Raw genomic sequence first — 23,797 nt, 5'->3', positions numbered from 1 at the left:
GGCTCGGCACCGGCAAAGTAGCCACCGCCCAGGTCGCCGCCGAGCAGGCGCAGCGCGGCGGCCGCCAGCGCCGTGCCCAGCGCAATGCCGGCGGCGCTGCCCACCAGGCCCAGCAGCAGCGACTCGGCCAGCACCAGCTGCAAACGCTGGCGCGGCGTGGCGCCGAGCACCGCCAGCAGCGCGAACTGCGGCGCGCGCTGGGCCACGCTCAGCGCCAGCACCGAAAACACCAGATACGCGCCCGTGAACAGCGCCACCAGCGCCAGCACCGTGAGGTTGACGCGGTAGGCGCGCGAGAGGTTGCCCACGCTCTGCGCGGCATCGCCGGGCTCGGCCCAGACCAGGCCGGCAGGCCAGCCGGGGGTGGCCTCGAGCGCCTGGCGGAAAGCGCTGCGCACGGTGCCCTGCCGCAGCTGCAGGTCGATGCGGCTGAGTTCGCCGCCGCGGCCCCACAGGTCTTGCGCAGCGCCGATGTCCATCACCGCCAGTGGTGCGCCGCCGGCCGCCACGCTGCCGGCCACGCGCACCGCCACGCGCTGCAGGCCCGATTGCAGTTCCAGCCGGGGGGCCGTGCCGGGCTGGCTGGGCAGGCCGAGCGCCTGCAGCGCGGCGGCATTGAGGAACACGGTGGCAGGCGCAAACAGCGCAAAGCGGTCGGGCGGCAGGCTCGCAAAAGGACGCGGCATGAGCGCGGGCGCCATGGCCGGCAGCAGCAGCGCATCGGCACCGACCACGCGCAGCGCCACAGGCCGCGCCGCGCTGGCCGCCGCGCCGGCGGCCGCGGGTAGCGCCAGCACCGACTGCTCGAGCACCGGGCCGGCGCGCGCCACCTCGGGCCGCGTGGCCAGGCGCTCGAAGAGCGCTTCGTTGAAGCCGCCCTGCACGGCGCGCAGCTCCAGATCGGGCTGGCCGTTGATGCTGCGCACCGCCTGCGCAAACTCGTCCAGCGCCGAGGCGTTGATGGTGTGCACGGCAAAGGCCAGCGCCACGCCCAGCATCACGGCGCAGGCGGCGGCCGCGCTGCGCCAGGGGTGGTGGCGCAGTTCCTGCAGGGACCAGGTGCGAAGCAAGGCGAGCATGGGGCCATTGTGGCGCTGCAGCACGGCGGCAGCGCGCACGGCTCGCACGCCGCCCGGTTTGCGCTGCATCAACGCCACGGCACGCCACGGCTTGAACTCGCGCGGCGCGGCCTTACGTAAGAAAAAGGGGCTGGTGGCTAGCGGTCCTCGCCAATTTTTTCTTTGTTTCTAGCCATTACTGGAAGGAGCACTGTCATGAACGCATTGGTCGGCCGTGGTGGCCTGTTTGACGAATTTTTCAAGGACGTGAACCCGGGCTTCTATGTGCGCCCGCTGCACGGCGATCCGCTGCCCACGCCGGGCCAGATGAAGGTCGACGTGAAGGAAAACGACAGCGGATACACGGTCTGCGCCGAGGTGCCGGGCGTTCCCAAGGAGGACATCCAGGTCTCAGTCGAGGGCAACGTGGTCAGCCTGCGCGCCGAGGTGCGCCAGCAGGACCAGCAGACCGAGGGCGAGAAGGTGCTGCGTTCGGAGCGCTACTTCGGCGCCGTCGCGCGCAGCTTCCAGCTGCCGGCCGACATCGACGCCGCGCAGTGCAAGGCCAAGTACGACAACGGCGTGCTCACGCTGACGCTGCCCAAGAAGCAGGGCGGCAACGCGCAGCGCCTGTCCATCGAGTAAGGCGGCAGCGGGCGCGGCTTGCTAATTTGATAGCTGCCAGCGCAGGCTGGAAAAGCGTTTGAAGCACTTTTGACGTGATACAAGCGCCCCGGTGCGGCCATCGCCCCCGGGGCGTTTACGCGCCTGCAGCGCGGCCGCGTCAGGCCGGCGCAATGCCCTGGGCCGTGAGCCGCAGCACGCGGTCGGCGCGCGCTGCGGCCGCGTCCGAGTGCGTGACCAGCACCAGCGCGGCGCCGTGTTCGCGCGTCTGCGCCAGCAGCAGGTCGAGCGTGCGCCGCGCCGTGCCGGGGTCGAGGTTGCCGGTCGGCTCGTCGGCCAGCAGCAGGGCCGGGCGGTGCACCAGGGCGCGCGCAATGGCCACGCGCTGCAGCTGCCCGCCGCTGAGCTGCTGCGGCAGCCGCGCGCCCAGGTCGCCCAGGCCGACGGCGGCCAGCATCTGCTGCACGCGCGCCGCGTCGTTCTGGCCCAGCAGCATCAGCGGCAGGGCCACGTTCTGCGCCACGTCCAGGTGCGGCAGCACATGGAAGGCCTGGAACACGAAGCCGACGTGCGCGCGGCGCCACAGTGCGCGCGCGGTGCCGTCGAGCTGGGCCAGATCGGTGCTGCCGTGCACGATGCGCCCGCTGTCCCAGTTGTCGAGCCCGGCCAGGCAGTTGAGCACGGTGGACTTGCCCACGCCCGAGTCGCCGACGATGGCGACGAACTCGCCGGGCTGCACCGCAAAGCTCACGTCGGCAAACACCGGCGTGGCGCCGTAGTGCTTGGCCAGCGCCTGCACCTGCAGCACGGCCGGCGCCGCGCTCATGCGGGTCGCTCCAGCCGCTGCAGCACCGCCTGCACCAGCTGCGCCGTGGCGCCGGGCGCGTCGCAGGCCACCACGTGGCGCTGCGGCATGCTGCGCAGCCAGGTGACCTGGCGCTTGGCCAGCTGGCGCGTGGCGGCCAGGCCGCGTTCGCGCAGCCGAGCGAGGTCGAGTGCGGCGCCGGCCGGGCCGCTGGCCTGGGCCTCGAGCTCTTCCCACGCCTGGCGGTAGCCGACGCAGCGCATCGCGGGCAGGTCGGGGTGCAGGTCGCCGCGTGCGCGCAGGCCCTGCACCTCGTCGACAAAGCCTTCGGCCAGCATCGCGTCAAAGCGCAGCGCGATGCGCGCGTGCAGCCAGGCGCGGTCTTGCGGTTCCAATGAAAATAACGCTCCAGCGCTGATGGAGATTTCGCTGTTAGCTATGGTTTTTGAAGTGTGAAAGCTCGACAGCGGCCGGCCCGACACCTGCCATACCTCGAGCGCACGCTGGATGCGCTGGCTGTCGGCGGGCGCCAGGCGCGCGGCGGTCGCGGGGTCGACGCGCGCCAGCTCGGCGTGCAGCGCGGGCCAGCCGAGCTCGGCGGCGCGCGCTTCGAGCGTGGCGCGCACGGCAGGGTCGGCAGCGGGCATGTCGTCGATGCCATCGATCAGCGCCTTGAAATACAGCATGGTGCCACCGACCAGCAGCGGCAGCGCACCGCGCGCCCGGATCTCGGCGATCAGCCGCGTCGCGTCGTGCACGAATTCAGCGGCGCTGTAGGCCTGCAGCGGGTCGCGGATGTCGATCAGGTGGTGCGGCGCGGCAGCGCGCTCGGCCGGCGTGGGCTTGGCCGTGCCGATGTCCATGCCGCGGTACACCAGGGCCGAGTCGACGCTGACGATCTCGACCGGCAGGCGGGGCGCCAGCGCCGCGGCCACGGCCAATGCACCGGCGGTCTTGCCCGAGGCCGTGGGGCCGGCGATGGCAATGCAGGGCGGGGGCGGCGGCGTCATGGAGCGGCCACCGCAGCGGTGAGCGCCGAGAGGCCGGCAACGGAAACATCAGCCGCGAGCGCGGCACGAAAGGCGGTGAAAAAAGGCATGGCCGTTCGAGCGTAGCAGATGGCCCGCCGCCGCCAGCGTGCGCCCGCGCCGCCGCTTCAGCCGAGCTTTTTCAGCAGCGCATGGGCGGCAGGCTCCGACGAGGCAGGGTTCTGCCCGGTGATGAGCAGGCCATCGGTCAGCACATGCGGCTGCCAATCGCCGGCCTTCGAATAGTGCGCGCCCTGGCCCTTGAGCATGTCTTCGACCAGGAACGGAACGATGTGGGTCAGGCCGGCCGCTTCTTCCTCGGTGTTGGTGAAGCCCGTGACGTTCTTGCCGCGCACCACGGGCTGGCCTTCGGCCGTCTGGGCGTGGCGCAGCACGGCGGGCGCATGGCAGACGGCGGCGACCGGTTTGCCGGCGGCCAGCAGCTGCTCGATCAGCGCGATCGAGGCGCGGTCCTCAGCCAGGTCCCACAGCGGGCCGTGGCCGCCGGGGTAGAACACGGCGTCGAAGCCACCGGCCGAGACGTCGGCAAGCTTGAGCGTATGGGCAAGGGCCTTCTGGGCGGCAGCGTCGGCCTTGAAACGGCGCGTGGCCTCGGTCTGCGCGCCCGGGTCGTCGCTCTTGGGGTCGAGCGGCGGTTGGCCGCCCTGGGGCGAGGCCAGCGTGACCTCGGCGCCCGCGTCCTGGAACACGTAATAGGGCGCGGCAAATTCTTCGAGCCAGAAGCCGGTCTTGTGGCCGGTGTTGCCCAGCGCACTGTGCGAGGTCAAAACCATCAGGATCTTTTTTGCCATGGTGCGGTGCCTTTCTGAAGCGGTGGGGGAAGTGGGAACGACGCCAAGATGGTGCGCCTGGCGCGGGCCGCACGCCGTAAGACAAACCGCCGAACGCATGCATGCCATGGCAGCGACACCGGCACAAAAAAAGGAGCCGAAGCTCCTTTTTGTGGCACGGCCGCAGGGCTGGCTCAGACCACGCCCTGCGCCAGCATGGCGTCGGCGACCTTGACGAAGCCGGCTACGTTGGCGCCGTCGATGTAGCTCACGCTGCCGTCGGCGCGCTGGCCGTGCTGGAGGCAGGCCGCGTGGATGCCCTGCATGATCATCAGCAGGCGCGCATCGACTTCCTCGGCGGTCCAGGAGAGGCGCATGGCGTTCTGGCTCATTTCCAGGCCCGAGGTGGCCACACCGCCGGCGTTGCTGGCCTTGCCGGGCGCGTAGAGCACGCCCGCGGCCTCGAAGGCCTTGGCCGCTTCGTTGGTCGAGGGCATGTTGGCGCCTTCGGCCACGCAGAGCACGCCATTGCGGATCAGCGTGGCGGCGTCTTTCTCGTCCAGCTCGTTCTGCGTGGCGCAGGGCAGGGCGACGTCGACCGGCACGTGCCAGGGACGCACGCCGGCTTCGAAGCGCGTGCCGGTGCGCTCGGCGTAGTCGCTGACGCGGCCGTACAGGTGGTTCTTGACTTCCATCAGGATGGCGAGTTTCTCGGGTGTGAAGCCCTCTTCGTCGATCACCGTGCCGCTCGAATCGGACACCGTCACCACCTTGGCGCCCATGGCCATGGCCTTTTCAATCGCGTACTGCGCGACGTTGCCGGCGCCCGAGACCGACACGCGCAGGCCGTCGAAGCTGCGGCCCTTTTGCTTGAGCATCTCCTGCGCGAAGTAGACCGTGCCGTAGCCCGTGGCCTCGGGGCGGATCAGCGAGCCGCCGAACGAGAGGCCCTTGCCGGTGAAGACGCAGTCGGCGCGGTTGCTGAGCTTCTTGTACATGCCGGCGATGAAGCCGACTTCGCGGCCACCCACGCCAATGTCGCCGGCCGGAACGTCGGTGTCGGCGCCGATGTGGCGGAAGAGTTCAGACGCAAAGGCCTGGCAGAAGCGCATCACTTCGCCGGGGCTCTTGCCCTTGGGATCGAAGTCCGAGCCGCCCTTGCCGCCGCCCATGGGCAGCGTGGTGAGCGCGTTCTTGAAGGTCTGCTCGAACGCCAGGAACTTCAGCACCGACAGGTTGACCGAGGGGTGGAAGCGCAGGCCGCCCTTGTAGGGGCCGATGGCCATGCTGTGCTGGATGCGGTAGCCACGGTTGACCTGCACGCTGCCGTGGTCGTCGGTCCAGCAGACGCGGAACATGACGGTGCGCTCGGGTTCGATCAGGCGCTCGAGCAGGCCGTGGTCGGCGTATTTTGGGTGCTTTTCAATGAAGGGCCACAGGCTTTCCATCACTTCGGTCACGGCTTGCAGGAACTCGGGCTGGCCGGGGTTGCGCTGGGCAACCTGTTCAAGGAATTGGCCTACGGACGCGTACTTCATAACAACGGGCTTTCTTCAAAAAATCGGGATCGGGGGCACTGCAGCGCGAGATTATGCCAAAAAGTTATGCATTCATGCATAAGGCAGATTGTGCCGTTGCATTGCCGCAGCGCCGGAGGCAGCGGGAGCGCGGCCCTGCCGGCGCGGCGCCGATGGCGTGCCTGTGGGCCCGACCGGGCCACGGCTGCCCCAGGCAGTGGGTCTGCACGGCACGCGCCCATGAAAAAACCCGCACGCAGCGGGTTTCTGGGGGAGCCACCGGGGCACTCAGCGCCCGCGCAGGAACAGCGCGTCGAGTTCGCGCATGCCCATCTGGCGCCAGGTGGGCCGGCCGTGGTTGCACTGGTCCGAGCGCTCGGTCACCTCCATCTGGCGCAACAGGGCGTTCATCTCGTCGAGCGTCAGGCGCCGGTTGGCGCGCACCGCGCCGTGGCAGGCCATGGTGCCCAGGATCTCGCTCTGCGCGCGCTGCACCACGGTGCTGGCGTCGTGCACGGCCAGCTCGGCCAGCACGCTGCGCGCCAGTTCGACCGCGTCGCCCTGGGCCAGGGTGGTCGGCACGGCGCGCACGGCCAGGGTCTTGGGCGAGAACGGCACGATTTCCAGGCCCAGCAGGGCCAGCGTGTCGGCGCAGGCCTCGGCGCAGGCCACTTCCTCGGCGGTGGCGGCAAAGGTCGCCGGAATCAGCAGCGGCTGGCTGGCGATGCGCGCGTTTTGATCGACCTGGGCCTTGAGCCGCTCGTACACGATGCGCTCGTGCGCAGCGTGCATGTCGACCAGCACCAGGCCCTGGGCGTTCTCGGCCAAGATGTAGACACCATGCAGCTGCGCCAGCGCACGGCCCAGAGGCCAGGTGGGGGCTGGAGCGGTGTTGTCTGGGGTTCCTGGCGCGGCGTCGGGTGCGGCGCTGGCCACGGCGGCACGAGGCTGCGCCGTGCCGGTGCTTTCGGGGGCGGCGCCGCCGCTGCCCGCGGCTGCGCGCCACAGCGGCGGCGCTGCGCTGGACGCGGCCGGGCTGCCCCACAGGGCCTGCAGGTCGTTCACGCGGTGGCCGCTGTTCTCATCAAAATGCATAGCTTCTTGCGCTTGCCAGACGGGCGTTTGAGGTCGATTTGACGCATATTCTGGCGTGGCAGACGGGGCGGCGGCGGGGCTGTGTTCTGCGGCCAGGGCCGCGGCCGCCAGCGCGGCAGCGCGCGGCGCCGCCAGGGCGTTTTCGACCGCGTGGCGCACGGCCTGGTGCACTTCGCGGCTGTCGCGAAAGCGCACCTCGATCTTGGTCGGGTGCACGTTCACGTCCACGCGCGCCGGGTCGATCTGCACATACAGCGCATACACCGGCTGGCGCTGGCCGTGCAGCACATCCTCGTAGGCGCTGCGCGCGGCGTGCGTGAGCACCTTGTCGCGCACGAAGCGGCCATTGACGTAGCTGTACTGCTGGTCGGCGCGCGAGCGCGCGGCGTCGGGCACGCCGGCACGCCCGGTCACGCTGACGCGGCCCACGCTGTACTGCACGGCCACCGACTGCGCGACGAAGTCTTCGCCCAGCACGTCGGCCAGGCGCCGCGCAAGTGCTTCCGCCAGGTCGCCGCCCGCGGCCAGCGTGGCGCGCCACTGCTCGACTAGCTTGCCCTCGTGCCAGATGGCAAAGCCGACGTCGGGGCGCGCCAGCGCATGGCGGCGCACCGATTCGATGCAGTGCGCCAGTTCGGTGGCATCGGACTTGAGGAACTTGCGCCGCGCCGGGGTGGAGAAGAACAGCTCTTTGACCTCGACCGTGGTGCCGGTGCTGCGCGCCACCGGGCGCAGCTCGCCGCTGCGCGCGTCGAGCAAAAAGGCGCTGGCCTGGTCGGCCGGGCGCGAGAGCAGCGCCATCTCCGAGACCGAGGCAATGGCCGCCAGGGCCTCGCCGCGAAAGCCCATCGTGGCCACGGTCTCCAGGTCGTGCAGGTCGGTGATCTTGCTGGTGGCGTGGCGGCGCAGCGCCACCGGCAGCTCGGCCTGGGCAATGCCGCCGCCATCGTCTTCGACCGCGATCAGGCGCACGCCGCCGGCCGACAGGCGCACGGTGACCTGGGTGGCGCCGGCGTCGAGCGCGTTGTCGACCAGTTCGCGCACGACGGAGGCGGGGCGCTCGACCACTTCGCCCGCCGCGATCTGGCTGATGAGTTCGTCGGGCAGGTCGCGGATGGGGCGGCGTGCGGGCGGGGCAGGGGCGGGTACGGGAGGGGTGGCGTTCACCGGGCCGATTTTAGGCGGGGCGTCGGCCGTGCCCGCCGCCGTCGCGGTGGCAGCAGGCCGCCGGCCCACAAAAAAGGCTGCCCGTGGGCAGCCTGGGTGAGCGAGGCGGCGCAGACCGTGCCGGTCAGCGCGGCAGCCGCATCAGCGGCGGCCGCGCCGGTTGTTGCGGTCGCTGTTCTTGCCCATCTCGTTGCCGATGAGCGCCCCGGCGGCTGCGCCGCCGACTGTGCCCAGGGTCGAGCCAAACAGGGCGTCGCCCACCACGCCACCGGCGACCGCGCCGACGCCGGTGCCAATCTGTGCGTTGGTCGGGTGGCTGGCGCAGCCGCCCAGGGCGAAGGCGGCGGTGACTGCGCAGACGGTGCTGAGAATTTTGTGTTTCATATTGATTCCTCTTGGTATGGATGGAACTGCATGCCGTGCGGGTCGCATGGCTTGGGGCATACCTGGGCGTTGCCCCTGCAGTCCATGACCAGACTATTGCTGAAAATCCGGCGGTCCCCTGTGTGGTGTGTGTAGATATTTATAGCTATATGTAACAAACACGCGGCGATCGCGAGCCCGTGTAGCTATCGGAAAGGGCATGTATCCGGTGGCGCGCCCGGGCCCGCTGCCGCCCGGGTGTGCTCGCGCTGCTCCAGCGCCTGGCCCATGGCGGCGCGCATTACATTACGGGCCTTGCCCAGCGCGGCGATCGGTGCCGCGTCGGAGCCGATTCGGAAGGACCTTCTCTTGGAAATCATTGCGTTTTTGATCGACTTCATCCTGCATGTCGACAAGCACCTGGAGGCCTTCGTCGTGGCCTACGGGCCCTGGGTCTATGCGCTGCTGTTTGCGATCGTGTTCGTGGAGACCGGCCTGGTGGTGATGCCGTTTTTGCCGGGCGATTCGCTGCTGTTCATCGTGGGGGCGCTCAGCGGCGCGGGGCTGATGAGCTTTCCGGTCGCCTGTGCGGTGCTGCTGGTGGCGGCGGTGCTCGGCGACCAGTGCAACTACAGCATCGGCCGCTATTTCGGGCCCAAGGTGTTCCAGTGGGAGAGTTCGCGCTGGTTCAACCGCCGCGCCTTCGATCAGGCGCATGCGTTTTACGAGCGCTATGGCGGCATCACCATCGTGCTGGCGCGCTTCATGCCGTTCATCCGCACCTTTGCGCCCTTCGTGGCCGGCGTGGCGGCCATGGACAGGGGCAAGTTCACGGCCTTCAATGTCGGCGGCGCCGTGCTGTGGGTGCTCGGGATCTGCAGCGCCGGCTATTTCTTTGGCAACTTCGCCTGGGTCCAGCGCCATCTGGACAAGGTCATCTGGGCGATGATCTTTATCCCGGGTTTCATTGCGATCCTTGGCGCCTGGCGCGCGGGCCGCGCCGAGCGCATCGGCCGCACACGCTGACAGGCGCAGGGCGCACCGGTCCGGTGTCGTCCTGCGCCTAAAGGCATCCGGGGGTTCAGCGACGACGGTCGCGGTCCTTGCCCAGCTCGTTGCCGATGAGCGCCCCGGCGGCCGCACCGCCCACGGTGCCCAGCGTGCTGCCGCCGCCGATGGCATTGCCGGCCACGCCGCCGATCACGGCGCCCGCGCCGGTGCCGATCTGTGCATTGGTGGGGTTCGATGAGCAGGCGCCCAGGGCGAGTGCCGCTGCGCAGCTGCCTGCAATCAGAAAATGTCGGATGGTCATGGCAAAAGTCCTTTCAGTGGTCTGTGCAAGGCCGGTGGTGCGGAGCGCACCGTGGCTTGGCGTGTGAACTCCACTGTGCCTGCGGCGCCCGGCGGGAGGCGTAGTCCGGTGGGGGCAAGGCCTGTCAGACAAGGCCGCCCACGGCGCCAGGGTCTGCTGCTAGCGACCCGGCCAGGCAGAGGGTGGACCGCAGTGCTGCGTCTTTCCCGAGCGCGTGGGTGCATGGCCTGGCAGGTGCACGACATCGCCAGTGCGCGCAGCTTGCCATCCGGCGATATCCTTCCCGTGGCGCTAAAGCGAGCGGCTGCGCGCCAGCGGCGGGTTCTTGGCAAAGTAGCGCGTGATGCCGCGCATCAGCGCATCGGCCAGCTGCTCCTGGTAGGCGCTGCTGCGCAGCTTCGCCTCTTCCTCGGGGTTGCTGATGAAGGCGGTCTCGACCAGCACGCTGGGGATGTCGGGCGCCTTGAGCACCGCAAAGCCGGCCTGCTCGACGCGCGGCTTGTGCAGCTTGGCCATGCCGCCGATCTCGCCCAGCAGCACGCTGCCGAGCTTGAGGCTGTCGTTGATCTGCGCCGTGGTGCTCATGTCGAGCAGGGCGCGCTGCACATGCTGGTCCTTGGCGCGCACATTGATGCCGCCGACCAGATCGGCCTGGTTTTCCTTGTTCGCAAGCCAGCGCGCGGCGGTGCTCGAGGCGCCGCTCTGGCTGAGCGCGAACACGCTGGCGCCGCGCGCGCTGGGCGTGGTGAACGCGTCGGCGTGGATGCTGACGAACAGGTCGGCCTGCACGCGCTGGGCCTTTTGCACGCGCGTGCCCAGCGGCACGAAATAGTCGCCATCGCGCGTGAGGTAGGCGCGCATGGGGTTGCCGCCCACGGTGGTGGCATTGATGCGATCGCGCAGCAGGTGGGCCACCTTGAGCACCACGTCTTTCTCGCGCGTGCCGCTGGGGCCGATGGCGCCGGGGTCTTCGCCGCCGTGCCCGGGGTCGAGCGCAACGATGATGATCCGGTCGGTGCGCTGGGAGGTCGCGGCGAGGGCGGGCTGGAGGGGCGCGGCGGGCGCTGCCGCTGTTTGCGTGGGCGGCGCTGCGGGTGCCGCCGGCGCAGCGGCGGGGCGCGCCGTTTGCCGTGCGATCAGTTCGCCCAGCGGGTCGGGGGCGCCGGGCGTGGCCGGTGCAGCAGTGCCCGCGTGCGCCATCGCCACGCCCGGGGGGGCTGCGGGCTCGCGTAACCGCTCGGCGATCAGCGCTTCGAGCGGGTCCACGGGCTCGGCCGGGTACAGGTCGAACACCAGGCGGTGCTGGTAGGCGGCCACCGGCGGCAGCGTGAACACCTGGGGCAGGGCGGCGCGTTTGAGGTCGATTACCAGCCGCACCACGCCGGGAGCGTTCTGGCCGACGCGGATGCCCGCGATGTTGGGGTCGTCCGAGCGCAGTTGGGCCACCAGCTCGCGCAGCGCGGGGTTGAGCTCGATGCCCTCGATGTCCACGGCCAGGCGCGGCGGCGTGGCGACGAAGAACTGCTTGGCACTGAGGGCGCCGTCGGACTCGATGGTCACGCGCGAATACTCGGGCGCAGGCCAGATGCGCACGGCCATGATGGTGGCACCGCGCGCAATCTGCTGCGCACCGAGCAGCAGCACCAGGCTGCCGGCCTGCAGCATGGCGCGGCGCGACGGCGTGCGCAGCGGGGTCTGTGAAGGAGGAAAGGGGAGGGTCATGCGTCCATTCCGTGCAACAGTTGGCGCCCGCGGGCGGTGTGCGCTTGCAGCGTCACGCACCGCTCGTGGTCGTCCAGTGCTTCAATGTGGATAGCAATATCCGCAGGCGGGATAAGGGCAGCAGCCTTTTGCGGCCATTCTGCCAGCTTGAGGCCCGGGCCCGCGAAGATGTCCCTAAAACCCGCATCTTCCCATTCGCGCGGATCGCTGAAGCGGTAGAAGTCAAAGTGCCAGATGGCCAGGCCCTGCGCCTCGTGGGGTTCGACCACGGCGTAGGTCGGGCTCTTGATGCGGCCCGTCACGCCGAGCGCGCGCAGCAGGTGGCGCACCAGCGTGGTCTTGCCCGCGCCCAGCTCGCCGTGCAGCGTGATGAAGGCGTCGGCCAGCAGGGGCTGTGCGGCCAGCTGGCGGGCGAAAGCGGCGGTATCGTCCTCGCTGTGCCAGGTGGCTTTGCGCAGGTCGTGCGCGGGGGCGCTTTCTACAATCGGGCGATGGTGGTGTGCAGCAGTCAACTCGTTCCTCAAATTCAGCAGTGGGCGCGCGAACTGGGATTTTCCCAAATTGGCGTGGCCGGCGTGGACCTGTCCGCCGCCGAACCCGGATTGGTGCAGTGGCTGGCGCAGGGGTTCCATGGCGAGATGCATTACATGGCGGCGCACGGCCTGAAACGCGCACGCCCGGCCGAACTGGTGCCAGGCACGGTGAGCGTGGTCACGGCGCGCATGGACTACCTGCCGCGCGAGACGCCCCCCGGCTGGCAGGCGGTGGAGTTTGCGCGCTTGGCGGATGCGGCGCAAGGCGCGGTGTCGGTCTATGCCCGGGGGCGCGATTACCACAAGGTGCTGCGCGCGCGCCTGCAAAAGCTCTGTGACCGCATCGCGCAGGAGGTCGGGCCGCTGGGCCACCGCGTGTTCACCGATTCGGCGCCGGTGCTCGAAGCCGAGCTGGCGGCGCGCAGCGGTCAGGGCTGGCGCGGAAAGCACACCCTGGTGCTGAGCCGCGACGCGGGCTCGATGTTCTTCCTGGGCGAGATCTATGTCGACATGGTGCTGGCGCCCACGCCGCCCGTGAGCGCGCACTGCGGCAGCTGCCAGGCATGCATCGACGTCTGCCCCACGCAGGCCATCGTGGCCCCCTACCGGCTTGATGCGCGCCGCTGCATCTCCTACCTGACCATCGAGCACGGCGGGCCGATTCCGCTCGAACTGCGCCCGCTCATCGGCAACCGCGTCTACGGCTGCGACGACTGCCAGCTGGTCTGCCCCTGGAACAAATATGCGCAGGCCAGCCGCCTGCCCGACTTCGATGCGCGCGCCGGCCTGTCGGGCCAGCAGCTGGTGCAGCTGTTCGCGTGGGACGAAGCGGCCTTTCTGCGCCTGACCGAGGGCGGCCCGATCCGCCGCATCGGCCACGAGCGCTGGCTGCGCAACGTGGCCGTGGCGCTGGGCAATGCGCTGCGCGCCACGGGCAGCGCCGAGGTGCGCGCGGCGCTGCTCTCGCGCGCCGACGACCCCAGTGCGATGGTGCGCGAGCACGTGGCCTGGGCTTTAAGCCAAAATGGTCTCTAGCCCTTTCTGGATAAGCGCAGGCAGCTACTAAAGTAATAGCTTCCGTGGGCATGCGGTGCACCGCGCCGCGCGCCGGCAGCGCGGACGCGCTCACATCTCGATGTCGAGCTTTTCAACCATTTCCTTCCAGCGCTTTTGCTCGCCCTCTACAAAAGCGACGAAGTCGGCGCCGGTTTTCAAGGTCGGAGAGGCGCCTACATCCTTGATCGACTTGACGAATTCCGGCTTGACGTAGATCTTCGCCAGGGCCTTGTTGAGGTCATCGACCATGGCTTTGTCGCTTCCCTTGGGCAGCCAGAAGCCAAACCAGGAGATCACTTCATAGCCCTTGAAGCCTGACTCGTCCATGGTGGGGATGCCCGTGGCCTGGTGCGATCGCTCCTTGCTGGTCACGGCCAGACCGCGCAGCTTGCCGGACTGCACCTGGGGCAGGATGCTGGAGATATTGTCAAAAACGAAATCAATCTGGCCACCGAGCAGGTCCATGTTCGCCGGGTTTGCGCCCTTGTAGGGGATGTGGGTCACCTGCATTTCAGGGCGCATCATCGCCATGGTCTCCGCAGACAGGTGTGCCGACGAGCCGGTGCCTGCCGAGCCGAAGGTGAGATTGCGTTTTTTCCCCTCGGCCGCCAAGTCCTCGACCGACTGGATGTTCGACTTGGCATTGACGGCCAGCATGTTCTGCAAGCTCAGCACCATGGCCACGGGCGTGAAGTCCGTCTTGGCGTTGTAGTTGATGTTCTTGTAGAGATAGGGGTTGATGGCGTGCGTACTGATCGTCCCGAGGAAGATGCTCCGAGTGTTTTTTGGCAGCCTGGAGAAGGCGGCCGCACCGACGCTGCCGCCAGCGCCCGGACGGTTTTCAACGATGACCGGGACGCCCAGCTCCTGGTTGAGCTCTCTGGCAACAATTCGGGCAAAGGAATCGCTGGCGCCGCCTGGGGTGAACGGGACAACGATCGTGTACGGAGCGGAAGACGCACTGGCAGCCAGAACCACCGTGCCGAGGGCCACGCCGGTGAGAAATTTCTTCAACATCATGCTTCTTCCTTCTTGAAGACATTCTTCATCAGGGCCGCTTTGGGCTGGGTAAACACTTCCTTGACCATCGGGGCAAAAAACTCCACTGGGTAAAACTTGGCATCCTGGTCGAACGCAGGTGCGTCGTACTTTTCGCAGAAGTCGATCGTGTACTGGTAGTGGTCCTGGTCCCGGAACTGCTCGCGTTTGCGGGGCGGCAGCCCAATGTGGTGGCCGTAGTAGTGCGACTGAAAGACGCCGTGGTACTTGACCATGTTGTAGTTGAGCTCAGACACGAAGGGCTGCAGCAGCGTGGCTGCGTACTCCGGGTGGTTGAAGCTGCCCAGCGTGTCGCCGATGTCGTGCAGCAAGGCGCAGACGACGTATTCGGTATCGCGGCCATCGTCGAAGGCCAGGGAGGCGGTCTGCAAGGAATGCGTCAGCCGGTCCACGGGAAAGCCCGCGAAGTCGCCGGCCAGTTCCATCAGATGCTTCATGATGCGCTCGTGCAGTTGGAACTTGTAGGGCGTGAGCACAGCAACGATCTTTTCCCAATCCTCCTTGCTGCTGTGTTGGATGTTTTTGAAATTTGTCAAAGCTTCATTCACCGAAATCTCCTAAGAAGAACTTGATAAAATATATTTGATAATTTATAAAACAGTGTTGGTGTAAACCCCAGTAAGGGTGGTGGAGAGAGCTGCATGACCATTGAAAATATCGACTTGACGGCGCGTGTTTTTACGCATATCCGCGACGCCATCACCGCCGGGAAGTACGAGCAAGGCACGCCGATGAAGCTGCCTCAGCTGTCCAAGGAGCTGGGCGTGAGCCAGACGCCGATCCGAGAGGCGCTGATCCGCCTGGCTGAAAAGGAATACCTGGAAAAAGCGGGGTCCAGGTCCTACGTGATCCGTGCTGTGTCCAAGCAGCAGTACTTCAAGCTGTCGGAAATTCGCGCCGAACTGGAGGCCAGCATCATCCAGCAGATCCTCAAAGAGGAGCTTCCCTTCAATTTGAGCGGGTGGCAGGACATCTATGACCTGCAGGCGGAGGCCATGGAGTCCGGCGACTACGAGCAAGGACTCATCCTCAACCGAAACTTCCATGGCTATTACCTGAGCCAGTCCAACATTCCCCAGGTGGCAGAGTTCGTTGAGAACATTTGTGTCATCGCCGGCCCCATACTCCACAGCCTCAAGGGAAACCGCTTCACCACAGACAAGGAAAAGCACTTTCACGCCCACATGCTCAAGGCGTTCGAGAAGCGTGATCCGGTCATGGCGGCAGACGCCGTGAGAAGCGACATCATGGTCAATGCCGAGCGGATCTGCAGCCTGATGCGCCATTGACGCGCCCTGACTGGCAGGGAACCCCGCACGAGCGTTCCAGGGAAAACCGGACCAAACCCTTGCTGGGTCAGCGCAAGAAGCTATCCAAACAGTAGCAACCGCCAGCCCTCAGCGCAGCAGGCCCAGCGCCAGCGGCAGGCTCGCCAGCCCGAGCACCGTGGACACCGTCACCAGCCCCGCCACATAGGGGCCGTTGTAGCCCATGCGCGCCGCGAGCACGTAGCACGACGAGGCCGTCGGCAAGGCCGAGAACGCGAGCAGCACGGTGGTCTGTACCGCGTCGAGCTGCAGCGCGCGCGCAATCGCCCACGCGCACAGCGGCTGCAGCAGGTGGCGGATCGAGAGCACGGAGGCCGACAGCGCCTTGCTGCGCGTGAGCAGGCCAAACTGCATGCCCGCGCCCGCGGCCATCAGGCCCAGCGCCAGCGAGGCCGCGCCGATGCGCTGGACGGTGGGCTCGATCCAGCCTGGGATCTGCAGGCCCAGCAGGTTGCAGGCCAGCGCCGTGGCCGTGGCGACGATCAGCGGGTTGCGCAGCAGCTCGCGCGCAAAGCTGTGCTGCCCTTGCCGCGCCATCGGCCAGACCGCGGCCACGTTGAGCAGCGGCACGCACACGCCGATCAGCACGGCAATCATCTGCAGCCCCTGGGGTCCGGCCAGGCGCTCGGCCAGCGCCAGGCCGATGAACGAATTGAAGCGGAACGCCACCTGCGCGCTGGCCGCATGGTCGCGCAGGTCCAGGCGCCGCCCGATCCAGGGAATGCGCGGCAGCGAGTAGGCCAGCGCAATGCCCGCCAGGCTCAACAAAATGCCCGCGGCCATCAGCCCCGAGGCCGCGCCCGGGTCGATCGGGCTCTTGAGGATGGACCGGAACAGCAGCACCGGAAACAGCAGGTAGTACACCAGGCTCTCTACGGGCTGCCAGACGGAGCGGTTGAGGGCCGTGTAGCGGCAGATCAGGTAGCCGCACAGGATCAGGGAGAAATCGGGGAAGAGGAGCTGCGCGTAATTCACGGCGTGCAGGATACCGTGCGGGCATGCGCTGGCGCGGCAGCGCAGCTGCGCGTGGGCCGGCGCGGTCGCCCTGCGGCGCCCCTCCTGCGGGTTTTTCCGGAGAGGGAAACTGCGCCTGGCCCGGCGATCGGCGACCTGCAGCGCTTAGGATCAAAGGTCTTTTTTGCACACATCCGGAGACCGTCTACATGCACCCGAAAAACTGGCTGGGCCTGGCCCTGGCTCTCGCCGCTGGCACCACCCTGGCCCAGGGCTATCCCAACAAGGTCATCAAGCTGCAGGTGCCTTTTGCGCCGGGCGGCACCACCGACATCATCGCCCGCGTGATCGCCGACCCGCTGGGCCGCGCGCTGGGGCAGAGCGTGATCGTGGAAAACAAGTCCGGCGGCGGCGGCATCGTGGGCGCCAACGAAACGGCCAAGTCCGCGGCCGATGGCTACACCCTGGGCGTGGCCACGGTCTCGACCACGGCGGCCAACCCGGCCATCAACCCCAAGACGCCGTACAACCCGCTGACCGACTTCACGCCCATCATCAACATCGCGGCCACGCCCAACATCATCGCGGTCAACCCGAACTTTCCGGCCAAGGACTACAAGTCCTTCCTCGCCGAAGTGAAAAAGAACCCCGGCAAATACTCGTTCGCCTCGTCGGGCACGGGCGGCATCGCGCACCTGCAGATGGAGCTGTACAAGAACCTGAGCGGCACCTTCATCACGCACATCCCCTACCGCGGCTCGGGCCCTGCGCTCAACGACACGGTCGCGGGCCAGGTGCCAATCATTTTCGACAACCTGCCGTCGACCCTGGCCTTTGTGCGCGACAAGCGCCTGGTGCCCATCGTGGTGGCCGCGCCGCAGCGCGTGGCCGCCCTGCCCGACGTGCCCACCTTCAAGGAAGTGGGTCTGGAGCCGGTGAACCGCATGGCCTACTACGGCATCGTCGGACCCAAGGGCCTGCCCAAGGAGGTCGTGGACAAGGTCAATGCCGCCGTGCGCAAGGCGCTTGAAGAGCCTGCCGTGCGCAAACGCATCGAGGACACCGGCTCGATCATCATCGGCAATACGCCCGAGCAGTTCAGCGAGCAGATCAAGGCCGAATTCGCGGTCTACAAAAAAGTGGTCGACGAGCAAAAGCTCGCCATCGACTGAGCCTTGCCGGCGCCCGCCGGCCCCGGCCCGGTTCGCAGGGGCGGCCGGGCTTTTTGTTTTGCCAAGGTGTTTACATGTTGCCCGCCAGCCAGACCGCCATCGACAGCTTTGTGGACACCCTCTGGCTCGAGGACGGCCTGTCGCGCAACACGCTGGCCGCCTACCGCCGCGACCTGGCGCTGTACGCCCAGTGGCTGGCCATGCAACCCCAGCCGCTGGCGCTGGACGACACGGCCGAGCCGCATCTGCAGGCCTATTTCGCGGCGCGCCACGAAGACACCCGTGCCACCACCGCCAACCGGCGCCTGACCGTGCTGCGCCGCTACTTCCACTGGGCGCTGCGCGAGCAGCGCATCGGCGCCGATCCCACCGTGCGCCTGCTGGCCGCGCGCCAGCCGCCGCGCATTCCCAAGACGCTGTCGCAGGCGCAGGTCGAAGCCCTGCTGCAAGCGCCCGATGCCGCCACCGCCCTGGGCCTGCGCGACCGCGCGATGCTGGAGCTGATGTACGCCAGCGGCCTGCGCGTGACCGAGCTGGTGACGCTCAAGACCTACCAGCTGGGCATGGCCGAATGCGTGCTGCGGGTCATCGGCAAAGGCGACAAGGAGCGCTTGGTGCCGTTTGGCCAGGAGGCCCACGCCTGGATCGAGCGCTACCTGCGCGAAGCGCGCAGTGCCATTCTGGGCGGGCAGCAGACCGATGACCTGTTTGTGACCGCGCGCGGTGCGGGCATGACGCGCGTGATGTTCTGGATGCTGGTGAAGAAGTACGCGCTCGCCGCCGGTATCACGGCGCCGCTGTCGCCGCACACGCTGCGCCATGCTTTCGCCACGCACCTGCTCAACCACGGTGCAGACCTGCGCGTCGTGCAATTGCTGCTGGGCCATGCCGACATCTCCACCACCACCATCTACACCCATGTCGCGCGCGAGCGCCTCAAAGCACTGCATGCCCAGCACCACCCGCGCGGGTAGGCCGGGCCGCGCGCCGCGGGCCCGGCTGCCCCTCATTTTTGTGACCACCAGAGGAGACAAAGCATGAAGAAAATACTGATCGCCGCGACATTGCTGGGCGCTGCCGGCTTGGCCCTCGCCCAGGCGTGGCCGCAGGCCAAGCCCATCCGGCTGCTGGTGGGCTATACCCCCGGTGGGGGCATCGACTTTGCCGCGCGCACGGTGCAGATCCCGCTGCAGGAAGCGCTCAAGCAGCAGATCGTGATCGAGTACAAGCCGGGGGCTGGCGGCACGATCGCTGCGAGCGAACTGGCGCGCACGCCGGCCGACGGCTACACGCTGCTCCTGGCCAACACCGGCCCGTTCGCGATCGCCCCCTACCTGCAGCAGAAGATGCCCTACGACCCGGTCAAGCAGTTCAGCTACGTGGGGCAGATCAGCCAGGGCAGCTACATCGCGGTCACGCGGCCCGACCACCCCGCCAGGAACCTGCAGGATTTCGTGGCCTGGGCACGTGCCAACGCCGGCAAGGTCAATTTCGCCTCTGGCGGCGCCGGCACCTCGACCCATCTCAATGGCGAGCTCATGAACCAGGTCACGGGGCTGGACATGACACATGTGCCCTACAAGGGCAGCGCGCCTGCGGTGCAGGAACTGATCGGCGGGCAGACGCAGATCCTGATCGACGCGGGCAGCGTGCTGCTGCCGCAGATCAAGGGCGGCAAGCTCAAGGCCCTGGCCGTTACGGGCCCGAAGCGCGATCCCCAGCTGCCCGACGTGCCGACGGTGCGTGAGCTGGGGCTGGGCGGCATGGAATCGGTCGGCTTCCAGGGCTTGGTCGGGCCGGCCGGATTGCCGCCCGAAGTGGTCGAACGGCTGTCGGCCGAACTGGCCAAGGTGCTGGCCCAGCCTGAACTCAAGGCCAAGTTCGCCACCGCCGGGGCCGAGGTGCATGCGCTGGGTGCGCGCGAATTCGCGGGTTTCGTGAAGGCCGACAACGAAAAATGGGCCAAGCTGATCAAGGAGCGCAAGCTGCAGCTGGACTGAGGCGCGCGGGCTGGCCGTGCCCGCACGCTGCGAAGGGCCCGCGCCCTGGGAAAAGGGCGCGCCAGGTCGACCGCCCGAACGGCGGGCCGTTTATTCCTCGCCCAGGTTCTCGGCCCAGGTCAGGGCCTGCAGGTGGGCCCAGTTGACCTGGCGGTTGGACAGGTGCAGCAGCTCGGCATTGTGCGCAAAAGTCGCTTCGTCCCCGGTTTCGCAGGCGATGGTGAGCGCCAGGAACGGCGCGAACACGCCGCTGTGGTGCAGCAGCGCATCGACCACGGGCTGGGGCAGCGCGACCGATTCGAGCGCCTTTTCCAGGGGCACGCCGAGCATGGTGTCGAGCAGCGAAAACACACCGACGACGAACGCGTTGTCGCATTCCTCGGGCGGCAACAGCTCGGCCGCCAGCAGCTCCATGAGCCGCCCGCGCACCACCGCCGTGGTGCCCACGGCCGGCGGCGTGCCGCCGGCGCGCGACGTGGTCAGCAGCAGCGCGGCCCAGCGGAACAGTTTCTTGAGGCCCAGGATCATCACCGCATGGCGGAACGAGGTGACTTCGCACGACAGGCCAAATCCCGACGAGTTGATGAAACGCAGCAGGTTGAACGAGAGCGTGGGGTCCTTCTTGAGCAGGTCCTCGATCTCGGCCGTGCTGGCCTGCTTGCGCACCAGGTTGATGAGCTGGATGACGGTGGCCTGCGAGGGGCGGATGGTCTGCGCCTTGACCAGGGACGGCCGGGCAAACCAGTAGCCCTGGAAGAGCTTGACGCCCAGGCCGGCCATCAGCTGGTGCTGCTCGGCGCTTTCGACCTTTTCGGCCACGATCGCAGCCTGGGTGTGGGCGCGCGCAAACTTCACCAGGGCTTCGGCTAGCTCGGGCCTGAAGGCCGTCATGTCGAGCTTGATGAACGAGGCCAGCGGCAGCCAGGACGCGTAGGGGCGGCGCAGCACCTGTTGGTTGAAGGCCAGGCGAAAGCCGCGCTTGCGCAGGCCGTCGAGCGCGGCGATGCGGCCCTCGATCTCTTCGGGCGTGGCCTCATGGGCCAGCGTGGGCACCTCCAGCACCACCTTCTCGGGGTGGATCAGCTCCAGGTGGCCGCCGGCCAGGCTCTCGTGCGTGCAGTTGATGAACACCGTCTTCTTGCCCACCAAGGCTTCGGTGCCCGCATACGAGAGCGCATTGAACAGCAGGGCCGCGTCGCTGGCGGCGGTGTGGGCGTGGGTGGCGGTGGAGCGGTCAAACAGCTCGTAGCCGTAGACCGCACGCTGCTCGTCCAGGATGGCCTGGCGCGCGATCACGGCCACGTTGTCGGATTCGGCCACTGCGCTGTTGTCGGCGCCATGGATGGGGGCAAGGGATTCGGGGGAGAAGGTGCTGGACATGGCTCGGGCGCAGGGGTGGGGCTTTGATTCTAGGCGGCGGGGCGGGCGGCCCTGTCAGTCGCTGACGTGGTCGGCCCAGGCCAGGGCCTGCAGATGGGCGCCGTTGATTTGCGCGCTGCTCAGGTGCAGCATGCCTGCCGCGCTGTCAAACGCCGCATCGTCATTGGACTCGCAGGCCTGCGCCAGTCGCAGCAGCTGGCCGAGCGTGCCCTCGTGGCGCAGCAGCGCAGCTTCGACGTTGTCGCCCACGCTCAGCAGGTTCAGTGCCGATGCCATCGGCAGGCCCAGCATGGTGTCGAGCAGTGAGAAGATGCCGACGACAAAGGCCTGGTCGGCCTCGTCCTGCGACATGGTCTCCAGCGCCAGCAGTTCCATCAGCCGGCCGCGCACCACGGCGGTGTGGCCCACCGACGAGGGCGTGCCGCCAGCGCGCGAGGTGGTCAGCAGCAGCGCGGCCCAGCGGAACAGCTTCTTGAGGCCCAGCAGCATCACCGCCTGGCGGAACGAGGTGATCTCGCGCGTGAGGCCGAAGCCCGAGGAGTTGATGAGCCGCATCAGGTTGAAGGCCAGGCCCGCGTCCTTCTTGAGCACTTCCTCGATCTCGTCGGTGCTGGCCTGCTGGCGCACCAGGTTGATGAGCCCGAGGATGCTGGCCTGCGCCGGCGTCACCAGCTTGGCGTGCACCAGGGCAGGGCGCGCGAACCAGTACCCCTGGAACAGCTGCACGCCCTGGCTCGATACCGTGTCGTACTGCTGCGCGGTCTCCACTTTCTCGGCGATCAGTTCGGCCTTGGAGTGGCGCTGGGCATAGCGGATCAGCACCGCCAGCTGATCGGCCGCCAGCAGCGACAGGTCGAGCTTGATGTAGTCGGCCAGCGGCAGCCACGCGGCATAGGCGGACTGCAGCACCGTGTGGTTGAACGCGAGGTGAAAGCCGCGCTCGCGCAGCTGCGCGAGGATGGGCAGGCGCGCGCCCACCTCTTGCGTGGCGACATGGCCCAGCGGCGGGATCTCCAGCACCACCTTGTCGGGGTCGACGAGTTCGAGGTGGCCGCCGGCCAGGCTTTCGTGCGTGCAGTTGACGAAGATGAGCTTCTTGCCCACCAGCTCGTCGGTGCCGGCGTGCGAGAGCGCGGTGAAGACCAGTGCGACGTCGGTGGCCGCCGTGTGCGTGGGGCCGGTGCGCGACCGGTTGAACAGCTCGTAGCCGATCACGGCCTGCTGCGCGTTCACGATGGCCTGGCGGGCAATCAGGGCCACGGAGGACTGGCCAGCGTCTGGCGAAAGTGTGTAGGGAATCCCGGTGGCGGGGGTGCTCGGCATGTTCAGTGGCTTCAATCGGGTGGGGGCAGGGGTGCGGGCTATTTTAGGAAGGATCGGTGGACCGGCAGGGGCGCGCGCGTCAGCCGTGCTGCAGCCATTGCAGCTCGGCTTCGCTGAAGCCGGCCAGGCGCCGCGCCGCCTCGTTGAACGGCGGCTTGGGGCGCGGCGCCTCGTAGCGTTGTACCAGAGTCGCGTAATGCGGCTCGGGCTCCAGCCCTTCGCGGGCGCACAGCCAGCGGTACCAGTGGTTGCCGATGGCGACATGGCCCACTTCCTCGCGCAGGATGGTGTCCAGGATGTCGGCGGCGGCCAGCGCGTCGGGCGTGCCCACCTGGCGGAGCTTGCGCTGGATGAGCGGCGTGGCGTCCAGCCCGCGTGCCTCGAGCGTGCGCGGCACCAGCGCCATGCGCGCGACGATGTCGTGCTGGGTTTTTTCGCACATGGTCCACAGGCCCTGGTGGGCCGGAAAGTCGCCGTAGTCGTGCCCCATGCTGCGCAGGTGGGCGCGCAGCAGGTTGAAATGCTGGGCCTCTTCCGCGGCCACGCGCAGCCAGTCGAGGTAATAGGCGCGCGGCATGCCGCCAAAGCGCCAGATGGCATCGAGCGCCAGGTTGATGGCATTGAACTCGATGTGCGCAATGGCGTGGATGAGCACCGCCCGCCCTTCCAGCGTGGCGGGCGAGCGCCGTGCCACCTCGGTGTGGCGCAGCAGCGCCGGGCGCGCGGGGCGGCCCGGCAGGGCCTGCGCATCGGTGGGCGCCGCCGGCGCCTGCTCTGCTATTGAATAAAGAGCTGCTTGCGCATGTGTGTCAAGGGCTGAGGCTGCTTTTTGCTCAGGGTCTGCAAGGCACAAGACCTGCAAGGCGCGGTGGCGAAGTTCCATCCCTACAATTGTAGGAAAACCCTGGGGCCACGGATTCTGCCGTGCCAGGGCGGCTTTTTTCGCCTTTCAAGACAGGACAGGTCCATGGCAATTTATGAACTCGATGGGGTCGCCCCGACCCTGGCTGCGACGGCCTGGGTGGCCGACAGCGCGCAGGTGATGGGCAACGTGGAGCTGGGCAGCGACGCCAGCGTGTGGTTCGGCGCCGTGGTGCGCGGCGACACGGAGTGCATCCGCATCGGCGCGGGCTCGAACATCCAGGATGCCAGCGTGCTGCACGCCGACGTGGGGCAGCCGATGGTGGTGGGCGAGCGCGTGACCGTGGGCCACAAGGTGGTGCTGCACGGCTGCACCATCGGCGACGAGTCGCTGATCGGCATTGGCGCCGTGGTGCTCAATGGCGCCAAAATCGGCAAGAACTGCCTTGTGGGCGCGGGCGCCCTGGTCACCGAAGGCAAGGAATTCCCCGACGGCTCGATGATCATCGGCAGCCCCGCCAAGGCGGTGCGCCAGCTCACGCCCGAGCAGATCGAGGGCCTGCGCCAGAGCGCCCAGCACTACATCGACAACGCGCGGCGCTTCCAAAGCGGCCTGCGCAACACCGGCTGAACGCGGCCGCTTCATTCC

24 protein-coding genes are annotated in these 23,797 nt (G+C 68.0%); 8 read left to right on the top strand and 16 right to left on the bottom strand.

Going from position 1 to position 23,797, the window contains the following annotated elements; all coding sequences use genetic code 11:
- A partial coding sequence (locus B2J86_RS15040) for an ABC transporter permease (protein WP_173026012.1) occupies positions 1-1,079 on the bottom strand: 1,079 nt, incomplete at its 3' end.
- 195 nt (positions 1,080-1,274) lie between these two features.
- Between B2J86_RS15040 and B2J86_RS15035 the strand changes: the two genes are divergently transcribed.
- Complete coding sequence (locus B2J86_RS15035; RefSeq protein ID WP_169169348.1) at positions 1,275-1,703, top strand: Hsp20/alpha crystallin family protein; 429 nt, start codon at positions 1,275-1,277, stop codon at positions 1,701-1,703.
- A 139-nt stretch (positions 1,704-1,842) separates the two neighbouring features.
- Here the strand turns inward: B2J86_RS15035 and B2J86_RS15030 are convergent, their stop codons facing one another.
- The 6 genes from B2J86_RS15030 to B2J86_RS15005 form a co-directional block, all read right to left on the bottom strand.
- Complete coding sequence (locus B2J86_RS15030) at positions 1,843-2,508, bottom strand: ABC transporter ATP-binding protein (RefSeq protein WP_173026011.1); 666 nt, start codon at positions 2,506-2,508, stop codon at positions 1,843-1,845.
- Entirely contained in the window at positions 2,505-3,497 is a 993-nt protein-coding gene (gene miaA / locus B2J86_RS15025; protein ID WP_169169346.1) for a tRNA (adenosine(37)-N6)-dimethylallyltransferase MiaA, read from the bottom strand. Before miaA ends, B2J86_RS15030 begins: the two co-directional genes overlap by 4 nt.
- Before the next feature lie 146 nt (positions 3,498-3,643).
- Positions 3,644-4,327, bottom strand: coding sequence for a type 1 glutamine amidotransferase domain-containing protein (locus B2J86_RS15020; protein WP_169169345.1), 684 nt, complete (start codon positions 4,325-4,327; stop codon positions 3,644-3,646).
- Between the two features lie 173 nt (positions 4,328-4,500).
- Positions 4,501-5,844 carry an NADP-specific glutamate dehydrogenase gene (gdhA, locus tag B2J86_RS15015; protein WP_169169344.1) on the bottom strand — a complete coding sequence of 448 codons (1,344 nt, stop codon included), beginning with the start codon at positions 5,842-5,844 and terminating at the stop codon, positions 4,501-4,503.
- Positions 5,845-6,111: 267 nt separating this feature from the next.
- Complete coding sequence (mutL, locus tag B2J86_RS15010; protein WP_169169343.1) at positions 6,112-8,085, bottom strand: DNA mismatch repair endonuclease MutL; 1,974 nt, start codon at positions 8,083-8,085, stop codon at positions 6,112-6,114.
- A gap of 141 nt (positions 8,086-8,226) precedes the next feature.
- A complete protein-coding gene (locus tag B2J86_RS15005; RefSeq protein WP_169169342.1) occupies positions 8,227-8,469 on the bottom strand; it encodes a glycine zipper 2TM domain-containing protein in 243 nt (80 codons plus the stop codon).
- A gap of 348 nt (positions 8,470-8,817) precedes the next feature.
- Between B2J86_RS15005 and B2J86_RS15000 the strand changes: the two genes are divergently transcribed.
- The gene (locus B2J86_RS15000) at positions 8,818-9,474 is read left to right on the top strand and encodes a DedA family protein (protein WP_169169341.1); all 657 of its coding nucleotides are present in this window, start codon (positions 8,818-8,820) and stop codon (positions 9,472-9,474) included.
- Between the two features lie 55 nt (positions 9,475-9,529).
- On the opposite strand, the gene B2J86_RS14995 is transcribed toward B2J86_RS15000, so the two are convergent.
- The 3 genes from B2J86_RS14995 to tsaE all read right to left on the bottom strand — a co-directional run bounded on the left by B2J86_RS14995 (position 9,530) and on the right by tsaE (position 11,994).
- Positions 9,530-9,760: a glycine zipper 2TM domain-containing protein gene (locus B2J86_RS14995; protein ID WP_169169340.1), complete on the bottom strand. Its 231-nt coding sequence runs from the start codon at positions 9,758-9,760 to the stop codon at positions 9,530-9,532.
- Between the two features lie 291 nt (positions 9,761-10,051).
- A complete protein-coding gene (locus tag B2J86_RS14990) occupies positions 10,052-11,482 on the bottom strand; it encodes an N-acetylmuramoyl-L-alanine amidase (RefSeq protein ID WP_169169339.1) in 1,431 nt (476 codons plus the stop codon).
- Positions 11,479-11,994: a tRNA (adenosine(37)-N6)-threonylcarbamoyltransferase complex ATPase subunit type 1 TsaE gene (tsaE, locus tag B2J86_RS14985; RefSeq protein ID WP_173026010.1), complete on the bottom strand. Its 516-nt coding sequence runs from the start codon at positions 11,992-11,994 to the stop codon at positions 11,479-11,481. The genes B2J86_RS14990 and tsaE overlap by 4 nt, the downstream gene beginning before the upstream one ends.
- A gap of 12 nt (positions 11,995-12,006) precedes the next feature.
- Here tsaE and queG point away from each other — a divergent pair, with 12 nt between their 5' ends.
- The gene (gene queG / locus B2J86_RS14980; RefSeq protein ID WP_169634826.1) at positions 12,007-13,050 is read left to right on the top strand and encodes a tRNA epoxyqueuosine(34) reductase QueG; all 1,044 of its coding nucleotides are present in this window, start codon (positions 12,007-12,009) and stop codon (positions 13,048-13,050) included.
- Between the two features lie 90 nt (positions 13,051-13,140).
- Here the strand turns inward: queG and B2J86_RS14975 are convergent, their stop codons facing one another.
- Positions 13,141-14,091 carry a tripartite tricarboxylate transporter substrate binding protein gene (locus B2J86_RS14975; RefSeq protein WP_169169337.1) on the bottom strand — a complete coding sequence of 317 codons (951 nt, stop codon included), beginning with the start codon at positions 14,089-14,091 and terminating at the stop codon, positions 13,141-13,143.
- On the bottom strand, positions 14,088-14,678 hold the full coding sequence (locus B2J86_RS14970) for an HD domain-containing protein (protein WP_371736584.1): 591 nt from the start codon (positions 14,676-14,678) through the stop codon (positions 14,088-14,090). The genes B2J86_RS14975 and B2J86_RS14970 overlap by 4 nt, the downstream gene beginning before the upstream one ends.
- A 93-nt stretch (positions 14,679-14,771) precedes the next feature.
- Here B2J86_RS14970 and B2J86_RS14965 point away from each other — a divergent pair, with 93 nt between their 5' ends.
- Positions 14,772-15,419, top strand: a complete 648-nt coding sequence (locus B2J86_RS14965) for a GntR family transcriptional regulator (protein ID WP_173026009.1) — start codon at positions 14,772-14,774, stop codon at positions 15,417-15,419.
- A gap of 108 nt (positions 15,420-15,527) precedes the next feature.
- Here the strand turns inward: B2J86_RS14965 and B2J86_RS14960 are convergent, their stop codons facing one another.
- Positions 15,528-16,433: an AEC family transporter gene (locus B2J86_RS14960; protein ID WP_173026008.1), complete on the bottom strand. Its 906-nt coding sequence runs from the start codon at positions 16,431-16,433 to the stop codon at positions 15,528-15,530.
- A gap of 188 nt (positions 16,434-16,621) precedes the next feature.
- On the opposite strand from B2J86_RS14960, the gene B2J86_RS14955 reads away from it, so the two are divergent.
- From B2J86_RS14955 to B2J86_RS14945, 3 genes are all read left to right on the top strand, one after another.
- Positions 16,622-17,584: a tripartite tricarboxylate transporter substrate binding protein BugE gene (locus tag B2J86_RS14955; protein WP_169169334.1), complete on the top strand. Its 963-nt coding sequence runs from the start codon at positions 16,622-16,624 to the stop codon at positions 17,582-17,584.
- A gap of 74 nt (positions 17,585-17,658) precedes the next feature.
- Positions 17,659-18,558: a site-specific tyrosine recombinase XerD gene (gene xerD, locus B2J86_RS14950; protein ID WP_169169333.1), complete on the top strand. Its 900-nt coding sequence runs from the start codon at positions 17,659-17,661 to the stop codon at positions 18,556-18,558.
- Between the two features lie 63 nt (positions 18,559-18,621).
- Entirely contained in the window at positions 18,622-19,584 is a 963-nt protein-coding gene (locus B2J86_RS14945; RefSeq protein ID WP_169169332.1) for a tripartite tricarboxylate transporter substrate binding protein, read from the top strand.
- Between the two features lie 90 nt (positions 19,585-19,674).
- Here B2J86_RS14945 and B2J86_RS14940 read toward each other — a convergent pair whose 3' ends face one another.
- The 3 genes from B2J86_RS14940 to B2J86_RS14930 form a co-directional block, all read right to left on the bottom strand.
- Positions 19,675-20,964 (bottom strand): EAL and HDOD domain-containing protein, encoded by a 1,290-nt coding sequence (locus B2J86_RS14940; protein ID WP_169169331.1) that lies wholly within the window; start codon positions 20,962-20,964, stop codon positions 19,675-19,677.
- 54 nt (positions 20,965-21,018) lie between these two features.
- Complete coding sequence (locus B2J86_RS14935) at positions 21,019-22,287, bottom strand: EAL and HDOD domain-containing protein (RefSeq protein ID WP_169169330.1); 1,269 nt, start codon at positions 22,285-22,287, stop codon at positions 21,019-21,021.
- A gap of 79 nt (positions 22,288-22,366) precedes the next feature.
- Positions 22,367-23,170: a ferritin-like domain-containing protein gene (locus B2J86_RS14930; RefSeq protein WP_169169329.1), complete on the bottom strand. Its 804-nt coding sequence runs from the start codon at positions 23,168-23,170 to the stop codon at positions 22,367-22,369.
- An 84-nt stretch (positions 23,171-23,254) separates the two neighbouring features.
- Here B2J86_RS14930 and B2J86_RS14925 point away from each other — a divergent pair, with 84 nt between their 5' ends.
- Complete coding sequence (locus B2J86_RS14925; RefSeq protein WP_169169328.1) at positions 23,255-23,779, top strand: gamma carbonic anhydrase family protein; 525 nt, start codon at positions 23,255-23,257, stop codon at positions 23,777-23,779.
- Positions 23,780-23,797 lie beyond the last annotated feature (18 nt).

The sequence above is a fragment of the Acidovorax sp. SRB_14 genome (assembly GCF_012932145.1).
Taxonomy (GTDB): Bacteria; Pseudomonadota; Gammaproteobacteria; order Burkholderiales; family Burkholderiaceae_C; genus Simplicispira.
This window is presented reverse-complemented; position numbering and strand designations above follow the sequence as displayed.